The sequence below is a fragment of the Tepidiforma sp. genome (assembly GCF_034432735.1).
Lineage (GTDB): Bacteria > Chloroflexota > Dehalococcoidia > Tepidiformales > Tepidiformaceae > Tepidiforma.
The window spans coordinates 1-25,403 of the sequence record NZ_DAOUBJ010000151.1 but is presented as its reverse complement, the minus strand read 5'-3'; the positions used below and the strand labels follow the sequence as shown (position 1 = coordinate 25,403).

Annotated in this window: 23 protein-coding genes; 17 read left to right on the top strand and 6 right to left on the bottom strand. The window is 67.3% G+C overall.

Translation table 11 applies throughout. The features are described 5' to 3' along the window. From VAE53_RS12835 to VAE53_RS12780, 12 genes are all read left to right on the top strand, one after another. The coding region (locus VAE53_RS12835) for a glycosyltransferase family 4 protein (RefSeq protein ID WP_322819773.1) at positions 1 to 639 on the top strand (639 nt) is incomplete at its 5' end. Next, entirely contained in the window at positions 639 to 1,235 is a 597-nt protein-coding gene (locus VAE53_RS12830) for a CDP-alcohol phosphatidyltransferase family protein (RefSeq protein WP_322819772.1), read from the top strand. The genes VAE53_RS12835 and VAE53_RS12830, both read left to right, overlap by 1 nt. A gap of 91 nt (positions 1,236 to 1,326) precedes the next feature. Continuing rightward, positions 1,327 to 2,112 (top strand): SDR family oxidoreductase, encoded by a 786-nt coding sequence (locus VAE53_RS12825; RefSeq protein ID WP_322819771.1) that lies wholly within the window; start codon positions 1,327 to 1,329, stop codon positions 2,110 to 2,112. 69 nt (positions 2,113 to 2,181) lie between these two features. After that, positions 2,182 to 2,979: a pseudouridine synthase gene (locus VAE53_RS12820; protein ID WP_322819770.1), complete on the top strand. Its 798-nt coding sequence runs from the start codon at positions 2,182 to 2,184 to the stop codon at positions 2,977 to 2,979. Beyond that, a complete protein-coding gene (cmk, locus tag VAE53_RS12815; protein ID WP_322819769.1) occupies positions 2,976 to 3,650 on the top strand; it encodes a (d)CMP kinase in 675 nt (224 codons plus the stop codon). The genes VAE53_RS12820 and cmk overlap by 4 nt, the downstream gene beginning before the upstream one ends. After that, entirely contained in the window at positions 3,641 to 4,363 is a 723-nt protein-coding gene (locus VAE53_RS12810) for a lysophospholipid acyltransferase family protein (protein ID WP_322819768.1), read from the top strand. The genes cmk and VAE53_RS12810 overlap by 10 nt, the downstream gene beginning before the upstream one ends. After that, positions 4,338 to 5,279, top strand: coding sequence for a 4-hydroxy-3-methylbut-2-enyl diphosphate reductase (ispH, locus tag VAE53_RS12805; RefSeq protein WP_322819767.1), 942 nt, complete (start codon positions 4,338 to 4,340; stop codon positions 5,277 to 5,279). Before VAE53_RS12810 ends, ispH begins: the two co-directional genes overlap by 26 nt. A gap of 84 nt (positions 5,280 to 5,363) precedes the next feature. Beyond that, the gene (locus VAE53_RS12800; protein WP_322819766.1) at positions 5,364 to 6,791 is read left to right on the top strand and encodes a DUF512 domain-containing protein; all 1,428 of its coding nucleotides are present in this window, start codon (positions 5,364 to 5,366) and stop codon (positions 6,789 to 6,791) included. 98 nt (positions 6,792 to 6,889) lie between these two features. Beyond that, positions 6,890 to 8,437: an acyl-CoA carboxylase subunit beta gene (locus VAE53_RS12795; protein ID WP_322819765.1), complete on the top strand. Its 1,548-nt coding sequence runs from the start codon at positions 6,890 to 6,892 to the stop codon at positions 8,435 to 8,437. A gap of 125 nt (positions 8,438 to 8,562) precedes the next feature. Then, the gene (locus tag VAE53_RS12790; protein WP_322819764.1) at positions 8,563 to 9,405 is read left to right on the top strand and encodes an HDOD domain-containing protein; all 843 of its coding nucleotides are present in this window, start codon (positions 8,563 to 8,565) and stop codon (positions 9,403 to 9,405) included. A gap of 125 nt (positions 9,406 to 9,530) precedes the next feature. Further along, positions 9,531 to 11,117 carry a phosphoenolpyruvate carboxykinase (ATP) gene (gene pckA / locus VAE53_RS12785; RefSeq protein WP_322819763.1) on the top strand — a complete coding sequence of 529 codons (1,587 nt, stop codon included), beginning with the start codon at positions 9,531 to 9,533 and terminating at the stop codon, positions 11,115 to 11,117. 73 nt (positions 11,118 to 11,190) lie between these two features. Further along, positions 11,191 to 11,616, top strand: a complete 426-nt coding sequence (locus VAE53_RS12780) for a hypothetical protein (RefSeq protein ID WP_322819762.1) — start codon at positions 11,191 to 11,193, stop codon at positions 11,614 to 11,616. A 40-nt stretch (positions 11,617 to 11,656) separates the two neighbouring features. Here the strand turns inward: VAE53_RS12780 and VAE53_RS12775 are convergent, their stop codons facing one another. The 3 genes from VAE53_RS12775 to VAE53_RS12765 are packed head-to-tail and all read right to left on the bottom strand — an operon-like array spanning position 11,657 to position 15,380. Then, complete coding sequence (locus tag VAE53_RS12775; protein ID WP_322819761.1) at positions 11,657 to 12,757, bottom strand: calcium/sodium antiporter; 1,101 nt, start codon at positions 12,755 to 12,757, stop codon at positions 11,657 to 11,659. A gap of 50 nt (positions 12,758 to 12,807) precedes the next feature. After that, on the bottom strand, positions 12,808 to 14,454 hold the full coding sequence (locus VAE53_RS12770; RefSeq protein ID WP_322819760.1) for an ABC transporter substrate-binding protein: 1,647 nt from the start codon (positions 14,452 to 14,454) through the stop codon (positions 12,808 to 12,810). Beyond that, positions 14,454 to 15,380, bottom strand: coding sequence for a cation diffusion facilitator family transporter (locus VAE53_RS12765; protein ID WP_322819759.1), 927 nt, complete (start codon positions 15,378 to 15,380; stop codon positions 14,454 to 14,456). The genes VAE53_RS12770 and VAE53_RS12765 overlap by 1 nt, the downstream gene beginning before the upstream one ends. 173 nt (positions 15,381 to 15,553) lie before the next feature. Here VAE53_RS12765 and mfd point away from each other — a divergent pair, with 173 nt between their 5' ends. From mfd to VAE53_RS12745, 4 genes are all read left to right on the top strand, one after another. After that, positions 15,554 to 19,036: a transcription-repair coupling factor gene (gene mfd, locus VAE53_RS12760; RefSeq protein ID WP_322819758.1), complete on the top strand. Its 3,483-nt coding sequence runs from the start codon at positions 15,554 to 15,556 to the stop codon at positions 19,034 to 19,036. Between the two features lie 120 nt (positions 19,037 to 19,156). Beyond that, on the top strand, positions 19,157 to 19,597 hold the full coding sequence (locus tag VAE53_RS12755) for an OB-fold domain-containing protein (RefSeq protein ID WP_322819757.1): 441 nt from the start codon (positions 19,157 to 19,159) through the stop codon (positions 19,595 to 19,597). A gap of 23 nt (positions 19,598 to 19,620) precedes the next feature. Then, positions 19,621 to 20,823: a hypothetical protein gene (locus VAE53_RS12750; RefSeq protein ID WP_322819756.1), complete on the top strand. Its 1,203-nt coding sequence runs from the start codon at positions 19,621 to 19,623 to the stop codon at positions 20,821 to 20,823. Between the two features lie 108 nt (positions 20,824 to 20,931). Then, the gene (locus VAE53_RS12745; protein WP_322819755.1) at positions 20,932 to 21,894 is read left to right on the top strand and encodes a phosphotransferase; all 963 of its coding nucleotides are present in this window, start codon (positions 20,932 to 20,934) and stop codon (positions 21,892 to 21,894) included. Here VAE53_RS12745 and VAE53_RS12740 read toward each other — a convergent pair. Further along, complete coding sequence (locus tag VAE53_RS12740; protein WP_322819754.1) at positions 21,884 to 22,948, bottom strand: AI-2E family transporter; 1,065 nt, start codon at positions 22,946 to 22,948, stop codon at positions 21,884 to 21,886. The genes VAE53_RS12745 and VAE53_RS12740 overlap by 11 nt on opposite strands. Before the next feature lie 79 nt (positions 22,949 to 23,027). On the opposite strand from VAE53_RS12740, the gene VAE53_RS12735 reads away from it, so the two are divergent. Beyond that, positions 23,028 to 23,615: a DinB family protein gene (locus tag VAE53_RS12735; protein WP_322819753.1), complete on the top strand. Its 588-nt coding sequence runs from the start codon at positions 23,028 to 23,030 to the stop codon at positions 23,613 to 23,615. 34 nt (positions 23,616 to 23,649) lie between these two features. Here the strand turns inward: VAE53_RS12735 and ilvN are convergent, their stop codons facing one another. Both ilvN and VAE53_RS12725 read right to left on the bottom strand, forming a co-directional pair. Then, a complete protein-coding gene (gene ilvN / locus VAE53_RS12730; RefSeq protein ID WP_322819752.1) occupies positions 23,650 to 24,267 on the bottom strand; it encodes an acetolactate synthase small subunit in 618 nt (205 codons plus the stop codon). Continuing rightward, positions 24,264 to 25,403 (bottom strand): thiamine pyrophosphate-dependent enzyme (locus tag VAE53_RS12725; RefSeq protein ID WP_322819751.1); only part of this gene is annotated, 1,140 nt, incomplete at its 5' end. The genes VAE53_RS12725 and ilvN, both read right to left, overlap by 4 nt.

The following is a 25,403-nucleotide window of genomic DNA, read 5'->3' as shown; positions in this document are numbered from 1 at the left end:
GAGCATTTTGCGGGGCCGGCGGAGCCGTTGCCGGAGTTCATGGACGGGAAGAGGAACATTCTGTTCGTTGGGAGGCCGGAGAAGCGGAAGGGGCTGAAGTATCTTTTGAAGGCGTATTTGCGGATTCGTCAGCTGGAGCCGAACACGCGGCTGATCGTGGTCGGGGCGGGGGATTTTTCGCGGTACGAGCGGGTGATGGCGCCGTTCCCGGATGTGGTGTTTCGGCCGAATGTCCCGTACGCGGATCTGCCGCGCTATCACCGGAGCTCGACGGTGTTTTGCGCGCCGAATACGGGGAACGAGAGCCAAGGGATTGTGCTGTTGGAGGCGCTGGCGGCGGGCGATGCGGTGGTGGCGAGCAATATCGAGGGGTTCGCTGGGGTGTTGACGCACGAGATGGAGGGGCTGCTGGTCCGTCCGAAGGACGCCGATGCGATCACGGAGGCGGTGGTGCGGCTATTGCGGAATCCTGCGCTTCGGGACCGGATGGCGGCGCGGGGGCGGGAGCTGGCGCGGCACTATAGCTGGGACAATGTGGCTCACCGGGTGATGTCGTATTACGAGCGGCTCCTTTACGAGCGCCAACAGGTGGCGGAGACGCGGGCGCGACGGGCGGCGGTCATCGGGTTGGGCCGCTGATGGGGATTTCGCTGCTGCCGACGCGACTACCGCAGGACGTGCAGGACGCGATTGGCCGTTCGGTCGGTCGGCTGGGCGTTACGCCGAACATGGTTTCGCTGACGGGTGCGCTGGGGAACGTGGTGGCGGCGGTTCTGGTGGCACGGGGGGATCTCTTCGCGGCGGGGGTGGTGTATCTGTTGTTTTCGGCGCTGGATTTGGTGGACGGGGCGGTTGCTCGGGCGACGGGTAGGGCGAGCGCGTATGGCGCGGTGTTCGATGCGGTGCTGGACCGGGCGAGCGAGGCGGTGGTGTTGGCGGGGTGCGCGTGGTACTTCGGCGAGCGGGGGGAGGAGTGGCAGGTGGCGGGGTGTTATGCGGCGCTGCTGGGGAGTGTGGCGGTGAGCTACCTCCGCGCGCGGGCGGAGGTGGAGGGTGTGCAGATGCGCGAGGGGCTGTTCCGGCGGCAGGAGCGGGTCGCGGTGTTGGGGCTGGGGCTTTTGCTGGGGTGGCTAACGGCGGCGGTGGTGGTGCTGGCGGTGCTTTCGAACCTGACGGCGTTCCAGCGGGCGTGGATGCTGGTGCGGGCGCTTCGGGGGGCGGGGGGAGCGTCCTGAGGGTGGCTGCTGGGGTTTGCTGGGTGTGTAGGGGCGGGTAGACTGCGGGCGCCGGGAGCGGGCGAGGTTTCCGAGCAGGAGGTGGGTTTCGATGGACATCCGCGGGGGCGTGGTGATCGTGACGGGGTCGGCGACGGGGGTGGGGGCGGCGTGCGCGCGGTTGCTGGCGAGCAAGGGCTGCAATGTGGTGATCAATTACACGAAGTCGGAGGCGGAAGCTCGGGAGACGCAGGCCGCCTGCGAGGCGCTCGGGGTGGAGACGTTGCTCGTGCGGGCGGATGTTTCGAACGACGGGGACTGTCGACGGATGGCGCAGGCTGCGGTGGAGCGTTGGGGACGGATCGATGGCCTCATCAACAATGCGGGGGCGACGAGGTTCGTGAATCACGCGGACCTGGAGGGGCTGAGCGCGGAGGATTTTCAGCGCATCTATGCGGTGAACGTGGTGGGTGCGTTCCTGATGACGCGGGCGGTGGTGCCGCAGATGAAGGCGCAGGGGCGGGGGGCGATCGTGAACGTTTCGTCGATTGCGGGGGTGATGGGCATTGGGAGCTCGATAGCGTATGCGGCTTCGAAGGGTGCGTTGAATACGATGACGCTCTCGTTGGCGCGGGCGTTGGGTCCGGAGATCCGGGTGAATGCGATCTGCCCGGGGTTCATCCAAGGGCGTTGGCTGCGCGGTGGGCTGGGCGATGCTGCGTACGAGGCCGCGCTGGCGCAACAGGAGCGGACGACGCCGCTCCGCAGGGCGGGCACGCCGGAGGAGATGGCGCAGGCTGCGGTCTGGTTCATCGAGGGTGCGGACCTGGTGACGGGCGAGCTCCTGATCGTGGATGCGGGGGCGCATCTGGGTGCGGCGCCGCTGATTGCGCGCTGAGGGCGGGGCATCGGGCAGGGTCGGGTGGCGGATCTTGCGTCGGTGAGCGGGAGGGTGTGGACTGGTGGTGTGGCAGTGGAACGGTTGCAGAAGATTCTTTCGAATGCGGGGGTGGCATCGCGCCGGCAGGCGGAGGAGTTGATCCGCGCGGGGCGGGTGCGGGTGAACGGGGAGGTGGTGACGACGCTGGGTTCGCGGGCGGACCCGGAGACGGACGAGATTTTGGTGGATGGGGAGCCGGTTCGGCACGAGCGGTATCGGTATTTTCTGTTGAACAAGCCGCGGGGGTTCTTGACGACGGCGCGGGACGACCGGGGGCGGGAGACGGTGCTCGATCTGGTTCCGGTGGGGGATGTGCAGCTGCACCCGGTTGGCCGGCTGGACCTGGAGAGCGAGGGGCTGGTGATCTTGACGAACGATGGGCACCTGACGGACTTGCTGACTCATCCAAGGTACCAGGTGGAGAAGGAGTATCTGGTCGGGGTGGATGCGGCGGTTTCGCTGCGGGACTTGGAGCGGATGGTGCGGGGCATGGAGGTGGACGGGGAGCGGCTGCGGGCGGTTTCGGCCAAGCCGGTGGAGCCGCCGCCGGACCCAGAGCTGGGGGAAGGGGCGGGGGCTTGGCTGCTGGTGACGTTGCGGCAAGGGAGGAACCGGGAGATCCGGCGGATGCTCGCGGCGCTGGGCCGGAGGGTTGTGGTGTTGCGGCGGCTGCGTGTGGGGCCGCTTCGGTTGGGGGCGCTGGGGAGCGGGGCGTTCCGCGAGCTGACTCCGGAGGAGGTGGCTGCGCTGTACCGGGCGGGGCGGGCGGCGGCTGCGGCGGCGGATAGGACGGAACCGCGGGGTCGTTTACCATCGCGGCGATGACGATGGAGCGCTGTGTTCCCTGGCCGATCGCGATCGACGGGCCGGCTGCGTCGGGGAAGAGTTCGTTGGGGATGGCGCTGGCGCGGCGATTCGGGTTTTTGTTTTTGGACACGGGCCTGATGTATCGGGCGGTGACGTTGGCTGCGCTGGAGGCTGGGGTACCGGCCGAGGACGAGGCGGCTGGGAGGTTGGCCCGGACGCTGGACATTCGTGCGGAGGCGGGTGCGGAGACGCGGATTCTCTTGGGGGGGAGGGATGTGACGGGCCGGCTGCGGGAGCCGGAGGTGGAGCACCATGTGAGCGCGTACAGTGCGCTGCCTTCGGTGCGGGAGGCGATGGTCGCGGCGCAGCGGGCGATCGCGGCGCGGGGTCCGGCGATTCTGGCGGGGCGGGATATCGGGACGGTGGTGTTGCCGGATGCGCCGGTGAAGCTGTTTCTGGAGGCTTCGGCGGAGGCGCGGGCGGCGCGGCGGAGTCTGCAGGCGCGGCAGTGGGGGCTGCCGCAGGAGGCGGCCGAGGCTCGGCGGGATATCGATCTGCGGGACCGGCTGGACAGTTCACGAGCGGCGAGCCCGCTCCGGCCGGCTGAGGATGCGCTGGTGATCGATACGACGGACCTCTCGCTGGAGGAGGTTATCCGCTACGCCCTGGAGTTGTTGGGATGCGCGTGAAGGTTCCGCGGTTGCGGTGGGAGACGTTCGTGCCGCCGTTCTATTGGGGCTGCACGTACGTGTTGCGTGGGGCGCTCTGGTTGGTGACGCGATGGGAGGTGCGTGGGCGGGAGCACGTGCCGCTGGAGGGGGGATTGATCGTGGTTTCGAACCATTTGAACAATGCGGATCCGCCGATCGTGGGGGCTGGGGTGGCGCGGCGGCGGATCCGGTGGATGGCGAAGGTGGAGCTGTTCCGGTATCCGTTCGGGGTGATTCCGCGGCTATGGGGTGCGTTTCCGGTGCGGCGGTTCGAGGCGGACCTTGGGGCGATGCTGAATGCGGAGCGGATTCTGCGGCAGGGGGGCGTGTTGGGGATGTTCCCGGAGGGGACGCGGTCGCGCACGGGGTATTTGGGGCGGCCCCACCCGGGGACGGCGCTGATCGCGCTGCGGACGGGGGCGCCGGTGCTGCCGTGTGCGGTGACTGGCACGGAGCGGTTGCGGAATCCGTTGGTGTTGCTGCGCCGGCCGCGGTTTTCGGTGACGATCGGGGAGCCGATTCGGGTGGCGGCGGTGCGGCGCCCGAGCGAGGAGCAGGTGAGCGCCCTCACGGAGCGGATTTTCGAAGCCATCCGCGCGCTGTTACCACCGGAATATGTGGCTCCCTATACTGGGAGTGATAGCGGCGGTTCGCCAGGGGGGCACGATGGTCGAGATTATCCGGGCGAGTGACATGGGGTTCTGCATGGGCGTTCGGCGGGCGGTGCAGATTATGGAGGAGGAGGCTTCGCCGGAACGGCCGGTTTTCAGTGTGGGGGAGATCGTTCACAACCCGCACGTGGTGCGGTCGCTGGAGGAGCGGGGGGTGGTTCAGTTGCCGGGTCCGGACGAGGTGGAGGGGGATATCGGCCGGGCGACGGCGGAGCGGGTGAGGCGGGGCCGTGTGGCGATCACGGCGCACGGGGTGGGGGAGCGGGTGGTGAAGGAGCTGCAGGCGAGCGGGCTGGAGATTATCGATACGACGTGCCCGATCGTGACGCGGGCGCAACGGTATGGGCAGAAGTTCGCTCGGGAAGGGTGGCATGTTCTGATCTTCGGTGACCCGGGGCACAAGGAGGTGCGGGGTATTCTGGGGTGGACGGGTGGGCCGAACGGGGAGCAGAACGCGACGGTGGTGCCGCAGGCGGATCTCGGGAGCTTGCGACGATTGGTGGAGGAGTTTCCCGGTGGTTTTCCGAACAAGATCGGGGTGATGGCGCAGACGACACATAAGATGGAGGATTTCGCCCAGTTCGTGGCGAATCTGATGCTGTTGCGGCGGGACTTCAATTTCGAGATTCATGTGGTGAACACGCTCTGCCATGCGACGACGGGTCAGCAGGAGGCGGCGGCGGCGCTGGCCCGTGAGGTGGACGTGATGATCGTGGTGGGCGGGAGGAAGAGTGCGAACACGCGGCATTTGCGGGAGGTAGCGGAGGAGCAGGGCACGCGTGCGTTCCATATCGAGGGTCCGGAGGAGCTGGAGGCGTCTTGGTTCGTGGGGGTGGAGCGGATCGGGCTGACGGCGGGTGCTTCGACGCCGGATTTTTCGGTGGATGCGGTGGAGGCGCGCATTCGGGAGCTGGTTGGGGACGTGGCGGCAGTGTAGTGAGGGTGCGGGCCGTGGCGCGGAGCGGGGTGAGGGGGCGGTGCGGGCCGGGGCCGCGGGCCGGTTCCGTGGGATAATCGAGCTGTGGGAAAGACTCCTGGGCCTGGGATCATCAGCGGGGTGCGGCCGGGTTCGCTGGCTGCGTTGGCGGGGCTCGAACCAGGCGATGCGGTGCTGCGGGTGAATGGGAGGGTTCCTCGGGATGTGGTGGATGTGCAGTTCTATGCGGCGGAGCCGGAGGTGGAGGTGCTGGTCCGGAAGGCGAACGGACTGGACGACCTGATTGTGTTCGAGAAGGCGATCGACGAGGACATCGGCTGGGAATTCGAGCGGGCGACGTGGGACGAGGTGTTGCTCTGCAACAACAACTGCTTTTTCTGTTTTCTGAAGGGGCTTCCGAGGGGGATGCGGAAGACGTTGTACGTGAAGGATGACGATTACCGGCTCTCGTTCTTGCACGGGAATTTCGTGACGCTGACGAATTTGACGGAGGAGGACTGGGCGCGGCTGGAGGAGCAGCGGCTGAGTCCGCTGAATGTTTCGGTGCATGCGACGGAGCTGGGGCTGCGGCGCCGAATGTTGGCGAACCCGGAGGCGCCGGACATTCTGGCGCAGCTGCGCCGGTTGGGGGAGCTGGGGATCCAGGCGCACACGCAGATCGTGCTCTGCCCGGGGGTGAACGATGGTGAGCATTTGGCGCGGTCGGTGGCGGAGCTCGGGGCGCTCTACCCGACGGTGCTGACGGTGAGCGTGGTGCCGGTGGGGGCGAGCCCGCGGCTGGAGGAGTGGGCGATGGAGCGGGACGGTATTCCGTTGGAGCGACCGACGCCGGCGTACGCGCGGGAGGTGATCGGGTTGGTGCGGCCGTTCCAGCGGGAGTTTCGGCGGAAGTTCGGGGCGACGGTGGTGCAGTGTAGCGACGAGTACTACATGACGGCTGGGCTGCCGGTGCCATCGGCGCGGGCGTACGACGGGTTTCCGCAGTACGAGAATGGCATCGGGATGGTGCGGCGGATGCTGGATGATTGGGCGCGGACGCGGCGGAGGCTTCGGGACGAGGGGCTGCGCCGGCGCCTGGCGGGGAAGCGGGCGGTGATCGGCACGGCGCGGCTGATGGCGCCGACGCTGGCATCGGTGGCGCGGGAGTTCTCCGAGGCGAGCGGGGCGTGTGTGGAGGTGCGTGGGGTGACGAACCGGGTGTTCGGGGAGCGGGTGAACGTCAGCGGGCTGGTCTGCGGGAAGGATTATGTGGACCAGGTGCGTGGGGTGGACGCGCCGGATTGTTACATTCTGCCGCGGCCGAGCCTGGACTATTTCGGGGAGCGGTTCCTGGATTCGATGACGGTGGAGGAGGCGGAGGCGGCGCTGGGTGCGCCGTTGGGGTTCGCGAGCGCCTGGTCGGAGGTGGTGAGGATTTTGGCGGAGGGGCCGCGGCGCCCGGGGCGAAATGCACGGGAGAACGGGCGGTTTTGGGCGGAGCCGGCGGAGGCTGGGGCGGCCGGGGGTTCGTGAATCGCCCGGGAGTGCGGCGGGTGGTATCTTCGCGGTGCAGGCCCGCGACATGAACAGCTGGCGAGCGGGCCGAGATTCCCCTACGAGCCGAGGCCAGGATGACGGAACAGTTGACGGCTGAGCAGAAGCTCCAGCAGTTGATCGCCCTGAAGGAAGCTGCCGCGCTGGGCGGTGGCGAGAAGCGGATCGAGGCGCAACACGCGCGCGGGAAGCTGACGGCGCGCGAGCGGATCGATCTGTTGTTGGATCCGGGGACGTTCGAGGAGCTGGATATGCTGATGCGGCCGCGGGGCTCGCTGGCGGGTGGGAATGTGGAGGCGGTGGTGACGGGCTGGGGGAAGGTGGATGGGCGGCCGGTGTACGTGTTTTCGTACGACTTTACGGTGGCGGGCGGGTCGCTGAGCGAGGCGGTGGCGGAGAAGATCCTGAAGGTGATGGACCTGGCGATGATGACGGGGGCGCCGATCATCGGCATTCAGGATTCGGGTGGGGCGCGCATTCAGGATGGTCCGGAGAGCCTGCGGGGCTTTGGCGAGATTTTTGCGATGAACACGCTCGCGAGTGGGGTGGTGCCGCAGATCAGTGTGATCATGGGGCCGTGCGCGGGGGGTGCGGTGTACAGTCCGGCGATCACGGACTTCGTGTTCATGGCGGAGGGCTCGAGTTATATGTTCATCACGGGGCCGGACGTGGTGAAGTCGGTGACGGGGGAGGAGGTGACGCAGGAGACGCTGGGTGGGGCGGATGTGCACGCGTCGCGAAGCGGGGTGGCGCATTTCGCGATCGCGGGGGAGGAGGCGACGCTGGCCGAGGTTCGGCGATTGCTTTCGTTCTTGCCTTCGAACAATGCGGAGGACCCGCCGTTCGTGCCGACGAACGATGATGTGAATCGGATCGAGGAGGATCTGCTGACGATCGTGCCTGCGGAGCCGAACCGACCGTACGACGTGCGCGAGGTGATTGTCCGGATCGTGGACGACGGGGATTTTCTGGAGGTGCAGGAGGCGTTCGCGCCGAACATTGTGGTGGGGTTCGGCCGGATGGGGGGTCGGAGTGTGGGGTTCGTGGCGAATCAACCGATGCATTTGGCGGGTTCGCTGGACATCAATGCGAGCCGGAAGGCGGCGCGGTTCGTTCGGTTTTGCGATTGTTTCAATATCCCGCTGGTGACGTTGGTGGATGTTCCGGGCTATTTGCCGGGGACGTCGCAGGAGTACAACGGGATCATTACGCATGGGGCGAAGCTGCTGTACGCGTACAGCGAGGCGACGGTGCCGAAGGTGGCGGTGGTGTTGCGAAAGGCGTACGGCGGGGCCTACTTGGTGATGTCGTCGAAGCACCTGCGGGGGGATATGAACTTTGCCTGGCCGACGGGGGAGATTGCGGTGATGGGGCCGGATGGTGCGGCGAATGTGGTGTATCGGGACGAGATTGCGCAGGCGCCGGATCCGGAGGCGCGGCGAAAGGAGCTGATCGAGGAGTATCGGCAGAAGTTCGCGAACCCGTACATTCCTGCGGGGCGCGGGTTCATCGACGATGTGATCGATCCGCGGCAGACGCGTCCGAAGATCGTGCGCGCGCTGGAGATGCTCCAGAACAAGGCTGATCGGAATCCGCCGAAGAAGCACGGGAATATTCCGCTCTAGCGGGAGCGGGCGGGGGCGAAGGTCGGGGAACTGCCGGCAGGGGAAACGGGGAACTCCCCGATGTGGTTGGGGGGGAGGAAGGGGGACACTGGGGTGAGAACCTCGTCGGGGAGGGGCGTGGAGCGATGCAGGAACGTACGGGTGCGGGGATCGACGTCGTGGCTGCGGTGGAGGCGCTGCCGCCGCTTCCGGCGGTTGCGCTGCGGGTTATCCAGGTGGCGCAGGACCCGAAGGCATCGGCGTCGGATTTGGCGCTGGTGATTTCGGCGGATCCGGGCTTGAGTAGCCGGATTCTGCGGGTGGTGAATTCGGCTGCCTACCGGCGGATGCGAGAGATTACGTCGGTGCAGCAGGCGTTGGTGACGTTGGGGTTCGTTCAGGCGCGCAATCTGGCGATCAGCGGGGCGATCGCTGGGGCGTATGCGCCGGACGCGTTGAACGCCCTTTTCCGGATCGAGGTGTTTTGGCGGCATTCGATCGCGGTGGCGTTCCGGGCGGCGGAGTATGCGGGCGAGGGGCGCCGGGTGGATGTGCCGAGCGCGTTCACGGCGGGGATCGTGCACAACATGGGGCGGCTGGCGTTGTTCTACAGCGATCCGGCGTTGGTGGACCAAGCGGTGGCGCGCGCGTTGGCGGAGGACCGTTCGCTGGAGGATGTGGAGGCGGAGTTGGGCTTCGACCACGCGGCGACGGGTGAGCGGTTGGCCCGTAAGTGGAAGCTGCCGGAGGGGATCTGCGAGGCGATCGGTGGCCACCACGAGCCGCTGGACAGTAATCAGACGCTGGCCGGGTGCGTGGCGATGGCGGACCGGTATGTGGTGGGGAATGGGCTTTTGCCGGGGTATATCTGCCCGCCGGCTCCGGGGACGGAGCGCGTGCCGACGCCTGCGTTCGCGGCGCTGATGAAGCAGGTGGATGCGCTGATGGAGCTGGTGACGGGCGAGCCGGTGGGTGTCCGGGCTGCGTAGGGGGTATGGACGGCGGGGCGGGAGATTATCGGTTCAGGCTATAGCAGAGAGTCGAGCTATTCACAGAATGGTAGGCTTCCGCTAGGCTTGGGGGCAATCCTCGATCGGAAGTGGAAGCAGAGGCCATGGCTATTTCCCCGGCGCCGAGCAATGTGGGCAGCGCGATCATTGCGAACGCTGCCGAGATTCACCACAACCTTTCCGTGCCGGTGTTGTACGAGTATGCGGTGCGGCGGCGGGAAGGGAAGCTGTTGCAGGGTGGCACGTTCGCGGTGTTCAGCGGGGAGCGCACGGGGCGTAGCCCGCAGGACAAGTTCGTGGTGAGGACGCCGGAGATTTCGGAGCACGTTTGGTGGGGAAAGCACAACCAGCCGTTGCCGGTGGAGACGTTCGAGCGGTTGGTGGCGAAGGCGATGCGGTACCTGCAGGGGCGGGAGATTTTTGTGCAGGATACGGTGGTCTCGCAGGATCCGGCACACCGGAAGAGGGTGCGGGTGATCACGGAGCAGGCGTATCACTCGCTGTTCGCGCGGACGATGTTCATTCCGTCGGAGAAGCGGCCGTTCGACGAGCGGGCGGACATCACGATCATTCACTGTCCGTTTTTGCACCTGGAGGGTGTGGAGGACGGGGTGCGGAGCGATGCGGTGGTGGCGCTGAATTTGACGGAGGGGATCATTCTGATCGCTGGGACGGCGTATGCGGGGGAGATGAAGAAGGCGGTCTTCACGGCGATGAACTACTACCTTCCGCTGGAGGGCACGCTTTCGCTCCATTCGGCGGCGAACGTGGACCCGCGGACGGGGAGGTCGGCGCTGTTTTTCGGTCTTTCGGGGACTGGGAAGACGACGCTGAGCACGGACCCGGAGCGGCTGCTCGTGGGCGACGATGAGCACGCGTGGACGGAGCGCGGGGTGTTCAATATCGAGGGTGGGTGTTACGCGAAGACGATCCGGCTTTCGAAGGAGGCTGAGCCGGACATTTTCGAGCAGACGCACGAGTTCGGGACGATTTTGGAGAACGTCATTTTCGACGAGGAGACTCGGGAGGTGGACCTGGACGATGACAGCATTACGGAGAACACGCGGGGGAGCTACCCGCTGGAATCGCTGAAGCACGTCTATTTGGAGCCGGTGGCGCCGCACCCGTCGCACGTGATTTTGCTGACTGCGGATGCGTTCGGGGTGATGCCGCCGATCGCGCGGCTGACGCCGGAGCAGGCGCTCTACCATTTTCTTTCGGGGTATACGTGCAAGTTGGCGGGCACGGAGGTGGGGCTGAAGGACCCGGAGGTGACGTTCAGCCCGTGCTACGGGGCGCCGTTCATGGCGCTGAACCCGACGGTCTATGCGGAGCTGTTGGAGCAGCGGCTGCGGATGACGGGGGCGCAGACGTGGCTCGTGAATACGGGCTGGACGGGCGGGAGGTATGGGGTGGGGAAGCGGATCGCGATCCTCGAGACGCGGAAGATGGTGCGGGCGATTTTGAACGATGGGTTGGTGGACGCGGCGTTTCGACGGGATCCGGTGTTTGGCTTCGAGGTGCCGCTGGCGGTGCCGGGGGTGGATGGGCGGCTGCTGGACCCGCGTGCGATGTGGGCGGACCCGGACGAGTACGATCGGGTGTACCGGGGGTTGGCGGAGCGCTTCGCGGCGAACTTCGAGCAGTTCCGGGCGCTGGTCCGGCCGGAGGTGGCGGCGGCAGGGCCGTAGGGGCTGGGCGTTCGACCGAGGGGAGGGCCACTCGTAGAATTTTCGGTAGCGCCACTGCGGAGGGCATTTTCGCGTGACCGTGAAGCAGCTCAGTGAGCTCCGTCATCAGGGGACGGTGGCGGAGATCGCGAAGGTGAAGTTCCCCTTTCCGAACGAGGAGTTTCCGGATTACGAGACGATCGTGAACGTGCCGACGCCGCGGCTATCGGTGGGGGAGGCGAACGGGCGGGAGCTTGTGCCCGATATCGTGGTGGTGCACAAGCCGGGGCTTTTTCTGCGGATGATGGCGGAGGTGGAGATGGCGGATACGTTGACCGATGATGCCGCGGCGAACGATTGGCTGCCGATGTCGAAGATCGGGCCGCTGTATCTGTACGTGCCGGCGGGGACGGTGCCGCAGGTGAAGCAGCTCTTGAAGAAGCACAAGATCCGGGTGGCGGGCATTCGGACGTGGCGGTTCCGCCCTGTGTGGGGCCTCGAGGTGGTGGAGGTGAGCTGACGGTCGGGTGCTGGTGGTCGGCGGCGGACGCCGGGGTGGTTCAGGCCCCGGCGTTTTGGTTTTTGCGGCCGGCGAGGTAGTAGCGGACGGCGTCGGCGAGGGTGAGGATGGCGATGACGGGGAGGATGAAGCCGAGCATGACGGTGGAGTAGGCATCGAGGGCGTCGTGTCCGGAGGCGTCGAGGAGGAGGTAGGCGGTGTAGGCGGCGTAGAGTGCGAGGAAGAGCAGTCCGTTGGCGCGGGTGATGACGTAGCCGGTGAAGAAGATCGGGAGGCTAGCGACGGCGACGGCGACCATGACTGGGAGGTCGAAGCGGAGGGCGGAATCGGCGACTGGGAGCCCGCCGGAGGATACGAGCGCGGAGGCGCCGAGGACGCAGAGGAGGTTGAAGAGGTTGCTGCCGACGGCGTTGCCGACGGCGATGTCGCGTTCGCCGCGGAGGGCGGCGACGACGGAGGTGGCGAGCTCGGGCATGGAGGTGCCTGCGGCGACGATGGTGAGGCCGATGACGAGTTCGCTGACGCCGAGGAACTCGGCGATTTCGACGGCGCCATCGGTGAACCATTCGGAGCCGAGGACGAGCATGCCGAGCCCGGCGACGATAAGGAGGAGGTCGAGCGCGACGTTGCGGGGGTCGACGGGGCGCCGGTCGATTTCGGCTTCGTATTCGTTGCGGACTTCGTTCGATTCGCTGCGACTTTTGCGGATGGCCCACCAGGTGTAGGCGACGATGCCGAGGAGGAGGAGAAGGCCTTCCCAGGGCTGGATACCGCCATCGAGCGCGAGGAGGAGGGTGAGGGCAGAGACGGCGATCATCAGGGGGACTTCGAAACGGACGAGCTGTTGGTGGACGACGAGGGGGGCGGCGAGGGCGGAGACGCCGAGGATGACGAGGATGTTGAAGATGCTGCTACCGACGACGTTTCCCACGGCGAGGTCGGCCTGGCCGCCGTAGGAGGCGGAGACGCTGACGGCGAGCTCGGGCGAGCTGGTGCCGAAGGCGACGACGGTGAGGCCGACGACGAGCGGCGAGACGCCGATGGCGAGCGCGAGGTGGCCGGCTCCGCGGACGAGGGACTCTGCGCCGACGATGAGGAGTGCGATGCCGGCGGTGAAGAGCACGATGGGAAGGGGGTCCATGCATTCCCCAGTATTGCGGAGCGGGGGCTTCGGAGGAACGGCTAGGCTGTTCAGGGTGCGCGGTAACGTGAGATGTCGCGCTGGCCATCCCAGAATGGTGATGGGGTCGGTCCGAAGGTGTCGGGGCGGCGGAAGATTTCGATGGTTTGCTGGATCCAGGGGATGACGCCGGAGGGGAAGCCGGCGAGGAGGTTTCGCTGGAGTTCGGCGAGGGCGGAGGGCTGGCCATCGAGGATTTGGCGGTGTGCGGCGGGGTCGAGGGCATGACCGTGCAGTTGGAGGAGGGCCTCGCGGGGGTCGGGGGAAGGGAGCGCGGCTGCCCACCCGAACCAGAAGGCGGCCCGGCCGTTGCCGTAGTAGCCCTGTTCGATACGCTCGGCGATGGTGGGGTAGCGCTCGATTGCGGGTTGGAACTGGGGCCCGAGCACGGTTGCGAGGCGGCGGACGATGTGGGCGGCGGCGGCGTAGCGAGGGTCGAAGATGGCGGGGAAGTCGATGACGATGGTGCCCAGGGCGGGGCCGTTGGCGGCTTCCCAGCGCTGGCGGGCGGCGCGCGCGTCGGCGTCGGGATCGGTGGAGAAGCCCGGGAAGGGAGCGAGGGCTTGGGCGTCGAGGGTAGCGGCGTAGACCGGCGGGAGTGGTCCGGAGGGCTGGGCTCGACCGGCAAAGAGCGTGGCTGCGAGCCAATGGCGGTCGAGGGCGCCGGAGATGGCATCGAGCAGGCGAGTGTCGGACCACGGTGGGGCGGAGGTGGCGAAGGTGGAGATGACGGGTTCGCGGAGAAAGGTCCGGAGCTGTTGGATTTCGGGTAGGGCGCGGGCGGAGTCGGCGTCGCGCGGGTCGAAGGCCGGGAATTCGTCGAGGTGGCCGGCGCGGTAGCGTTCGACGACGTCGAACGGCGAGGTGACGGTGAGCGAATCGAGGAGTGGCGTCCGATGGCCACCGATCTGGGCGACGAAACGGGCGCTGGCGCTGTCGAAGGCGTCGAGGCGCCAGGGGCCGCAGCCGGCGAGGAGGGTGGAATCGAGCGGGACCTCGGGATCGAAGCGGTCAACGAGGTCGGGATGCTGGAGGAGGGCGTACTCGCCGGCGAGGGCGGTGGTGAGGAGGGGGGAGGGTTGGTGGAGGACGAGCCGGAGGAGGCCGGGTTGGGGGAGCTCGACGCGGGCGATATCGGCGAGGGGGGCGGATCGGCGGCCGGCGAGGGTGTCGGCGCGGCGGGCGGCTGCGGCGAGCCGTTCGAGGCTTGCGCGGACCTCCTCGGGGGCGACGGGCCGGCCGTCGAGGGGTGGGGCATCGTGCCAGCGGCCGCGGGGGTCGAGGCGGAGGAGGAGGGTTTGGGGATCGGGCTGTTCGAAGGCGGTGGCGAGGTCGGGCCCGAGGATGGCGGCGGCTGGGTCGGCCCACTGGAGGAGGCGGGCGTGAACGCGTCCGAGGATCTCGATGGCGGCCGGGATGCCGGTCCGGAGGACGTCGAAGGTGTCGGCTTGGAGGGAGCCGGTGGTCGCGATGGTGAGGGTGCCGCCGCGTGGGAGGGGTGTGGGGGTGGGCGCGGTGGATGGGAGGGGGGTGGGGTGGGCGGGCGGGGTGGAGGTTGGAGGGGTCCTGGTGCGGGCGGCGAGGAGGGCTCCGCCGGCGGCGGTGGCGGCGATGACGCTGGAGCCGAGGAGGAACCGGCGCCGTGTGATGCGGGGCATCAGCGGGTGAGCTGGTGTGGGTGGGCGGGGTCGAGGAGGGCTGCGTCGGGGCTGGAGCAGCACTCCATGACGAGGTGGAGAGCGGGGGTTTCGGGTTGGAAGGTGACGTGGGCGATGCCGAATCGTTCGCGCATGAGGGTGGCGAGGTCGGTGAGGACGTGTTCGGTGCAGCTGGCGTCGTTGAGTTCGACGTGCGCGGCAAGGGCAGGGAAGGAGGGGGCGATGCTCCAGACGTGGACGTCGTGGAGGTCGACGACGCCGCGGACTTCGCGGGCGGCGGCGGCGATGGTGCGGGGGTCGAGCCCTGGGGGGGCGCTTTCGAGCAGGATGGATGCGGCCTGACGGAAGAGGTCGAGGGCGCGGGGGAGGATGAGCGCGGCGATCAGGATGGCTGCGATGGCATCGAGGGCGGGGGTGGCGCCGAGAGCGATGGCTGCGGCGGAGGCGATGACGAGGACGGAGCCGAGGGCGTCGGCGAAGGCTTCGAGGGCGGCGCCGCGGACGTTGAGGTTTTCGTGGCTGTGGCCGTGGAGGATGCGCAGGACGAGGAGGTTGACGCCGAGGCCGGCGAGGGCGGTGAGGAGGACGGGGCCGGTCTGGACGGTGGTCTCGCCGTCGAGCCGGCCGATGGCTTCGTAGACGATGAGCACGGCGATGGCGGCGAGGAGCGCGACGTGGAGGGGGACAGCGAGGACTTCGACGCGCGCGTAGCCGAAGGTTCGGCGCGCGTCGGGAGGGCGAGCGGCGATGGTGGCTGCAAGGAGGGCGAGCGCGAGGCCGGCGGCATCGGTGACCATGTGGCCAGCATCGGAGACGAGGGCAACGGAGCCGAAGGCGAAGCCGACGAGGGCCTGAGCGACGGCGAATGCGAGGGTGAGGAGGAGGCCGAGGAGGAGGGCGCGGCGGCGGCGGTGGTTGGTGGCCACGTGAGGATCGTAGCACGAGCGCGGCGGAGGGCATCGCTGATACTCGCTCTCATCGACAACATTTTGCAATGCATGGGTGGGCGGTGATGCGGTAACGCTTTCGCCGGGTGGGGAGGGGTAGCGGTTTGCGTGGCTGTGGGCGCTACCGGGCGGTAAAGCGGTAAAGTGGAGGGGTGGCGGCTGCTGCCGCCGAGGGTTCGGTGCTGGCTGGTGAACTCGCGGGCGTGACGGCCGCGATCGCCGAGGAGCTAGCCCCGCTGCTGCGTGGCGGGGAGGGCGGCGCGCGCCTTTCGGTGCCGGAAGGTGCGCGAGCGTATGTGGTGGCGGCGCTTGCGGCGAGTCACGATGGTCCGGTGTTGGCGGTGGCGCCGACGGCGCTGGCGGCGCAGACGCTGGCCGAGGACTTGGAGCTGTTGAGCGATGGGCCGGTGGTCCGGATGCCGCAGCGGGACGCGTTGCCGTACGAGTTCGTTCGCGACGATCCGTCTGCGGGGGTGGAGCGGGGCCGTGCGCTCCGGGCGCTGGCGGGCGGGGAACGGGTGACGGTGGTGGCTTCGTGGGCGGCGGTGACGGAATACGTGGCGCCGCCGGCGCCGGAGGCGGAGGACTTGTCGCTGGAGGTGGGGCGACCGGCTCGTCCGGGAGACGTGGTGGCTTGGCTGGAGGGGGCGGGGTATGTGGTCGAGCCGCTGGCGGACGCGCCGGGGAGGGTGGCTCGTCGCGGGGGGCTGATCGATGTGTTTCCGGCAGGATTCGAGCATCCGGTCCGGGTGGAGTTTTTCGGCGACGTGGTGGAGAGCATCCGGGTGGTGGACCTTGCGACGCAGCGAAGCAAGGGGCGGGTGGAGCGGGTGCTGATCCCGCCGGTTGCGACGTCGCTGGGGGCGGGGCGGGCGGCGGCGCGGGAGCTGGCGAAGCGACTGGTGGCGAGGGGGGAGGGGGCGGAGGCGGTGGTGGAGGAGGTGGAGGCGGTGGCTGCTGGTGGTCGGACGGCGTTTCATCAGTTCTTGGAGCCGCTTCTTTTCCGCTCGACGGCGCTGGACCACCTCGGGCCGAAGGCGTTGGTGGCGGTGATCGACCCGGAGGAGGGGGTTCGTGCTCTGGAGCAGGCGCAGGAGTACGAGCGGCGTGCAAGGGCGGAGCAGGAGGAGCGGGGAGCGATTCCGAGCGGGCTCCCAGATCTGCGGCCGGAGCCGGAGCTCGCCGCGGGGGCATTGGTGGCGCGGGCGGACGTTGTGTTGGAACGGTTCGGCTCGGCGGAGCGCGGGGTTCGCGAGCTCGCGCTCGGGGCGGCGCCGGGGTTCGGTGGGCGGCTGCGGGTGGTGGCGCAGCAGGTGGAGGCGTGGCGGCGGGAGGGGAGGCGGGTGGCGGTGGCGTCGCTGCAGGCGCTGCGGCTGGCGGATGTGTTCGAGAAGGAGGGTGTGGTGTGTTCGAAGTCGCGGACGCTCTCGTCGGCTCTCGCGGCTGGGAGCGTGGCGCTGGTGCCGGCGGCGTTATCGAGCGGGGTGGTGACGGCCCTGGGCACGGTGGTGCTGGCCGATGCGGAGATTTTCGGTTTTCGGAAGCGGCGGAGGCCGATGCGGGCGGTCCATGGGGTCCGTGCGGATCTTGTGGCGAGCCTCGAGGTGGGCGATTTCGTGGTGCACGCGGACCATGGGATTGCGCGCTATGGGGGCTTGGTGCGGCGGGCGGTGGATGGGGTCGAGCGGGAGTATCTGGAGCTGCAGTACGCGGAGGGGGACCGACTCTATGTACCGGCGGACCAGCTGGAGGCGATCAGTCGCTATGTCGGGCCGAGCGACCACCCGCCGGCGCTGACGCGGCTCGGGACGCAGGATTGGGCGCGCTCGAAGCGGCGGGTGAAGCAGGCGGTGGTGGAGATGGCGCACGACCTGTTGGAGTTGTATGCGAGGCGCCAGCTCGTGCGGGGCCATGCCTTCAGGGAGGATACGCCGTGGCAATTGGAGATGGAGGCTTCGTTTCCGTTCGTGGAAACGAATGACCAGTTGGCGGCGATTGCGGAGGTGAAGGCGGATATGGAGCGGCCGCGGCCGATGGACCGGCTGATCTGTGGGGACGTGGGGTACGGGAAGACGGAGGTTGCGGTCCGGGCGGCGTTCAAGGCCGTGATGGATGGGAAGCAGGTGGCGGTTCTGGTTCCGACGACGGTGTTGGCGGAGCAACACGGCGAGACGTTTCGTGAGCGGATGGCCGGGTTTCCGGTTCGGGTGGAGGTGCTTTCGCGTTTTCGGTCGGTGGAGGAGCAGCGGCGCATTCTCCGGGATTTGGCGGCGGGGGAGGTGGATATCGTGGTGGGGACGCATCGGCTGTTGCAGCGGGATGTGGTTTTCAAGGATTTGGGGCTGGTGGTGATCGATGAGGAGCAGCGGTTCGGGGTGAGCCACAAGGAGCGGTTACGTCAGATGCGGGCGGAGGTGGATACGCTGACGCTTTCGGCGACGCCGATTCCGCGGACGTTGCAGATGTCGCTGGTGGGCATTCGCGATATGAGCACGATCATGACGCCGCCGGAGGAGCGTCAGCCGATCCGGACGTATGTGATGACCTGGGACGATGAGATTTTGCGCGAGGCTATCGAGCGGGAGCTGCAGCGCGGGGGCCAGGTGTTTTTTGTGCACAATCGGGTGCAGGATATCGAGCGTGTTGCCCGGCGGGTGATGGCGTTGGTGCCGGAGGCGGACGTGGCGATTGGGCACGGGCAGATGCCGGAGGAGCAGCTCGAGCGGGTGATGCTGGAGTTCCAAGCGGGTGAGCACGATGTGCTGGTTTGCACGACGATCATCGAGAGTGGGCTCGATATTCCGAATGCGAATACAATCATTATCGACGAGGCGCATCGGCTGGGGCTGGCGCAGCTGTACCAGCTGCGGGGGCGGGTGGGGCGGTCGGCGAACCGTGCGTATGCGTATTTGTTGTACGACCGGGACCGGCCGTTGAGCGAGGTGGCGCAGAAGCGGCTGGAGGCGATTTTCGAGGCGACGGAGCTGGGGGCGGGGTTTCAGTTGGCGCTGCGCGACCTGGAGATCCGTGGGGCGGGGAATGTGCTGGGCACGGAGCAGAGTGGCCACATTGCGGAGGTAGGGTTCGAGCTGTACACGAAGCTGGTGGGGGAGGCGGTTGCGGCGCTGAAGCGTGGGATGGGTGAGGAGGTTGGGGCTGCGGTGGTGTCGGAGCCTCCTCCGCCGGTGATCGACCTGCCGCTGAGTGCGCACATCCCGGAGAGTTACGTTGGCGATGTGCATGCGCGGCTGAATTTGTATCAGCGGATGGCGCAGCTGGAATCGCCGGAGGCGGTGGCGGAGATGCGCGATGAGCTGCGGGACCGGTTCGGGCCGTTGCCGTTGGCGGTGGAGAATCTGCTCTTTGTGGCGTTGGTGCGGAATTTGGCGCGGCGGGCGGGGGTGGAGGCGATCAAGACGGACGAGCAGATGTTCCATCTCTATGTGCGGGGTGGGACGACGCCGGAGCTTCGGGCGCGGGTGGAGCGGCTGGGGCTGCGAACGTTGGTGTTGGTGGGGCCGAAGCAGGTGCGGGTGGACCGGGTGGGCGCTGGCGAGGGGTGGATGCCGCTGTTGGTGCGGATTCTGCGTGCGATGGCGGTGGGGCGTACCGGTGGGGAGGGGGCGGAGGGGTGAGGGTTCGTTGACAGCGGTTTACGGGGGGCGAACAATACGGGGCGGCGATGCCCTGGCCCCGGGGCGCACTCGCTGTGAGCGGATCATCTTCCCGGGCAGATACGAGAAGGAGGTCCAGGATTGGCAGAAGCGACAGCAACGCAGGGCGAGATTCGCCCACTGGTGCCGCACCTGACGCTCGGTGAAACGCGCGACCAGGATTATTTGAACGGTTCTGTGTGCAAGCGGTGTGGGACGAAGTATGTCGGCCCGCGGCTCTTCTGTGGGGTCTGCAGCAGCGATGGGCCGTTCGAGACGGTCCGGCTGGCCGATACGGGGTCGGTGTATGTGTGGACGATCATTCATCAGGCGACGCCGTATGTGCAGGCTCCCTACATCGCGGCGGTGGTGGACCTGGATGGGGGCGGGAGCGTGAACACGAACATCGTCGGGATAGAGCCGAAGCCGGAGAATATGCGGTTCGGCATGCGGGTGAAGATGTTCACGGAGAAGGTTTCGGAGGACCGGGAGGGGAATTCGTACATCGCTTACCGGTTCAAGCCGATCGAGGACGGGCAATAGGCCCAGGCGCGCGAAGGAGGTACATGGCAGTGCGCGAAGTCGCTATCGTTGGCATTTCGATGATCAAGTTCGGCCGCTATGCGGACCGGGATTTCGCTCAGCTTTCGGCGCAGGCGGTGCTGGAGGCGCTGAAGGACGCGGGCATGGAGATGAAGCAGGTGGAGGCGCTGTACAGCGGGAATCTGTACCAGACGTCGGGCTCGGGGCAGCGGATTCTGCAGCAGGTGGGCCAGACGGGGATTCCGGTGGTGAACGTGGCGAATGCGTGTGCGACGGGCTCGACGGCGTTCCGGGAGGCGTACTTCGCGGTGGCCTCGGGTGCGTACGATGTGGTGATGGCGGTGGGCTCGGAGCAGATGGGGAAGCAGGGTCTGCTTGGTTCGCGCGGGGACCCGGCGACGAGCTTGGAGGGGCGTGTGGGCTCGTACATGATGCCGGCGGTGTTCGGCATGGCGGGCATGGAGCACGCGCGGAAGTATGGGACGAGGCAGGAACACTTCGCGTTGGCGAGTGTGAAGAATCACTGGCACAGCACGATGAATCCGCTGGCGCAGTACCAGAAGGAGTCGCCACTGGATGAGGTGCTGAACAGCCGGATGATTGCGTACCCGAATACGCTGCTGATGTGCTGTCCGACTGGGGATGGGGCGGCGGCGGCGATTTTGACGACGATGGAGAAGGCGCGGCAGTTCACGACGCAGCCGATCAAGGTGGCGGCGAGTGTGCTGACGAGCGACCCGTTCACGGATCGGGACCTGACGCTGCCCGACATCAATACGCTGACTCGGAGTGCGGCGAAGTTGGCCTACGAGCAGGCGGGGATTGGGCCGGAGGATCTGGATCAGGTGGAGCTGCACGACTGTTTCGCGACGGCGGAGCTGCTCCACTACGAGAATCTCGGGCTCTGCGGTGATGGGGAGGCGGCGATGCACGTTGCGAGTGGCGCGCCGTGGCTGGGGAATCGGATCCCGACGAAGTACGAGGAGGATGTGGCTCCGTTCCGGGACAAGACGTACCAGCCGAAGACGAAGGCGGTGGTGAACGCTTCGGGCGGGTTGCTTTCGAAGGGTCACCCGCTGGGGGCGACGGGGGTGGCGAATATCGCGGAGATTGTGTTCCATCTGCGCGGGCAGGCGGGCCAGCGGCAGGTGGAGGGATCGAAGGTGGGGCTGGCGCACGTAATCGGGCTCTGCTCGGCCTGCACGATTCATATTCTGCAGAAGTAGCGGCGCGCGACGGGTTGCGCGGAGGGGCGGGGCGCTCGGTGACGGGCGCCCCGCCTGTCTTCTGGGCGGACTCGACTCGGCGGCCAGGGGAGGGCAGGATGGTTGGCGATGGTGGGTGATGTTCCGCCGGGCGAGGTTTTGGCGGCGTTCGGGCTGGCGGGGCGGGAGGCGTTCGCGCTGGGTGGGCCGGGTCGTTGGGTGGTTTCGGGCGAGCGGCGGTGGTTGCTGAAGCGGCGTCGGCTGCCGGGACCGCCGGAGGGGTGGAGCTGGGAGGTGGGGTTGCGGGAGGCGCTGGGGACGATGGGGTGGCCGACGGCTTCGGGGTTGGTGGCGCTGGATGGGGCTCGGTGGGTGGTGGCCGATGGGGATGTCTGGACGTGCGAGGAGTTGCTCCCGGGGATGCCTCGTGGGTTGCGGTCGGTGGCTTCGTGGCGGGTGCATGGCCGTTTGTTGGCGCGGCTTCATCGCGATTTGGCGGCGCTGGCTCCTGGGGAGCAACGGCCGGGGTTGGGGAAGGTTTGGGAGTTGGATGTGTTGACGGAGGCGGCGGGGGTGGGGCCGTTCAATGGGCTTTTGGCGGCGTTCGAGGTGGAGTACGGGGAGTTGGCGCGGGAGATCCGACGGGAGCGCTACCGGAATCTCCGGGAGCTTTCGCGGTTGGGGTATCCGGATTTGCGGGAGCAGCCGATTCACGGGGATTTTTCGCCGAGGAATGTGCTCTGGCTGGGTGGGGAGTTGACGGGGGTGGTGGATTGGGAGTTCGCGCGGCGGGATGCGGCGCTGTGTGATTTTGCGCCGCTTTTGATGCCGTTCGGTCCGTTGGAGATGCGGTTTGCGCAGGCGTTGTTCGATGGGTATGCGAGTTTGCGGCCGGTTTCGAATCAGGAGTTTGGGCTGCTGCCGGCGTTGGTGCGGGCTTCGCTGCTTTGGTGGGTGACGGTGTTGTTGGTGGGGTGGCGCCTGGGGCGGGGGGGTGAGGTGGGGATTGCCCGGACGATGCGGGTACGGTTGCCGGCGTTCGAGCGTTTTGCGTTGGATCTGGGGGCGTTGCGGTCGGAGGTCAGGAGCTGAGGGGCGGGTCGTCGGGGGCGAGGACTTGGGGGCTTTCGAGGCCGGTGGGGCTGCCGGTGCGGCGTTCGAGGTAGTAGTCGAGGACGACGCGGGCTGCGGCTGCGGCGGGGAGGGCGAGGAGGACGCCGACGATGCCCATGAGCTCGGCGCCGGCGAGGACGGCGAGGAGGACGACGAGGGCGGGCAAGTTGAGGGTCTGGCCGTAGATGCGTGGGACGAGGAGCCGGTCTTCGAATTGCTGGTAGATGAGGAGGGCGGTGAGGACGATGAGGGCTTGGGTGGGGGATTCTTGGAAGGCGGCGATGGTGGCCGGGACGACGGCGATGAAGGCGCCGACGAGGGGGATGATATCGGCGAATGCGGCGAGGACGCCGAAGGCGACGGCGTTGGGAACTCCGGTGAGGAGGAGGACGATGGTGGTGTAGAGGCCGATGATGAGGGAGGTGATGAGCTGGCCGCGGACGTAGCCGCCGACGACGCGTTCGAGGGCGCGGAGGAAGTGGTGGGCATCGGCTTCGCGCTCTGGGGGGATGAAGCGGAAGAGGAAGGTGCGGAGGCGGTGGGTTTCGACGAGGAGGTAGGCGGTGATGACGGCGATGGTGAGTCCGGTGAGGATGCCGACGAGGACGCGCTGGCCGTAATCGACGACTTGGCTGCCGCTGATGATGCGGTTCCAGTCGATTTCTGCGGCGCGTTCGGGGAGGTCCCAGCGTTCGGTGTTGAAGCCGAGGTCGGCGGCGAAGGTTTCGACGTCGGCGGCGTAATCGGGGAGGTTGTTTCGGAGGTCGCGGAATTCGTCGATGACGGCGGGGGCGACGATGGCGATCATGGAGCCGAGGACGAGGATGAGGAGGAGGAGCATGAGGAGGACGGCGGCGACGCGGTTGATGCCGCGGCGGACGAGCCATTCGACGTAGGGGAGGAGTGCGGCCATGAAGATGAAGGAGGTGGTGACGATGAGGAGGAGGGGCCAGAGTTGTTGGAGGAACCAGAGGCCGACGGCGAGGAGGGCGATGGTGAGGAGGCCGCGGGGGGTGATTTCGAGCCGTATCATGGGTCCGCCGGGTTGTGGGTTGTGGGGTAGGATGGGGCGGCTGGCTGGCTGGAGCAATGGCGGCCGATGGAGTGGTGCGATGTTCTGTTCGGTGGATGGGTTTCTTCGGTATTTCGAGGGGGTGAACCGCAGGGCGATGCGGGATATCGGGGCGTTGCCGCCGGAGGCGGATGGGTGGCGGCCTTCGACGGGTGAGGGTGAGCGGGCGTGGAGTATCAATCAGCTGGTTGGGCATATGTGTGGCTCGCGGTTGTATTTTGCGAGCGCGTATTTGGGCCGGGGTTGGGTGAGCCCGGAGCCTCCGGATGTGAGCCGGCGTGAGCTTTGGCTGCCTGCGTTGGAGGGGAGCTTTCTGCGGTTTCGGGAGCTGCTTTTGGGCACGCCGGATGGGTGGCTGGAGCGGCGGGTGCGGATGATCGATGGCGATGGTTGGCTTTCGGGCTGGCGGATTTTGGCGATGATGGTGGAGCACGATATTCACCATCGGAGCCAGATCGATACGTATGCGGGGCTGAACGGCTGGGAGGTTCCGCAGATTTTCAATCGGTCGGCGGAGGCGATTGGTGAGCTGCAGGCGCGGGAGCGGGCGAGGCACGGGCTGGAGGGGCCGGGCCACGCGCTGGGAGGGGACGAGGGTGTTGGGGGTGAGGGAGGGGGCGCCGGCTGAGGGGGCGCCCCCGGGGGTTTGGGGGGTGGTGGGCTCAGTCGCTGGAGAAGGGGAGTTCGCCTTCGACGCGGCGGCCCTGGGTCTGGTGGATGCGGGCGATGCGCTCGGGCTCGGGTTCGTGGACGGTGGTGGTTTTGGTGCCGCGGACCATGGCGATGCGTCCGGTGCGGGAGAGTTCGCGGATGCCGTAGGGTTCGCACATTTTGATGAGGCCGTCGATTTTGTCTTCGTCGCCGACGACTTGGAGGATGATGGAGTTGGTGGCGATGTCGACGACGTCGGCGCGGAAGACGTTGGCGATGTCGAGTAGTTCGTGGCGGTTGAGGTTGTTGCAGCGAACTTTGATCATGGCGAGTTCGCGGGCGACGATGTCTTCTTGGCTGAGGTCGCTGACTTTGATGACGTCGATGAGTTTGTAGAGTTGTTTTTCGACTTGTTCGACGGGTGCGCTATCGCCGTCGACGACGATGGTCATGCGGCTGAGGCCGGGCATTTCGGAGTGGCCGACGGTGAGGGATTCGATGTTGAAGCCGCGCCGGCGGAAGAGGCTGGCGACGCGCATGAGGACGCCGGGTTTGTCTTCGACGATGGCGACGACGGTGTGGTGGTTGGCGCGTTTGCGGGGGGTGTGTCCGTTGAGTGTGGGGTTCACCGGGCGAGCTCCTCGGCGGGGGCTTCGATGGTTTCGGAGAGGGCAGCGCCGGCGGGGACCATGGGCCAGACGTTTTCTTCTTGGTCGATCATGAAGTCGAGGAGGATGGGGCCGTTGTGGGCGCGGGCTTCGCGGATGGCTGGTGCGACTTCGGCTTTGGTTTCGACGCGGATGGCGCGGATGCCGTAGGCGTCGGCGATTTTGCAGAAGTCGGGCTGGGTCATGGCGACGGCGACGAAGTTGCGGTCGTAGAAGAGTTGCTGCCACTGGCGGACCATGCCGAGGTAGCCGTTGTTGAAGATGGCGATTTTGAGGGGGAGGTTTTCGTCGACGACGACGGCGAGTTCTTGCATGGTCATTTGGAAGCCGCCATCGCCGCAGATGGCCCAGACTTCGGCATGGGGGAGGGCGATTTGGGCGCCGATGGCGCCTGGGAGTTCGAAGCCCATGGTGCCGAGGCCGCCGGAGGAGATGAGCTGGCGGGGGCGTTTGTAGAAGTAGTGCTGGCCGGCCCACATTTGGTGTTGGCCGACGCCGGTGACGATGGTGGCGTTGCCCTGGGTTTCTTCGTAGAGGGTGCGCACGACGTACTGGGGGAGCATGCGGCGGCTTTCGCGGATGTGGAGGCTGGGGTGTTCTTCGCGGACCTGGTCGATCCAGGCGAGCCATTCGGTGTGGTGTGCTTGGCTGACGTGTTCGGTGAGGCGTGGGAGGACGTTTTTGGCGCTGCCGACGATGGGGACGGTGGTGGGGAAGTTTTTGCCGATTTCTGCGGGGTCGATGTCGATGTGGATGATTTTGACGCCTGGGTTGAAGTCTTTGAAGCGGCCCATGGCGCGGTCGTCGAAGCGCATGCCGATGCCGATGACGAGGTCGGCGTTGTCGGCGGCCATGTTGGCGTAGTACATGCCGTGCATGCCGAGCCAGCCGTAGGAGAGGCGATGGGCTTCGGGGAAGGCGCCGATGCCGAGGAAGGTGGTGATGACGGGGATTTCGGCTTTTTCGGCGAGGGCGACGAGTTCTTCTTGGGCGTCGGACCAGATGACGCCGTGGCCGGCGATGATGATGGGGCGGCGGGCCTGGTCGATGAGTTCGGCGGCGCGGCGGATCATGCCGGCGTGTCCTTCGTAGGTTGG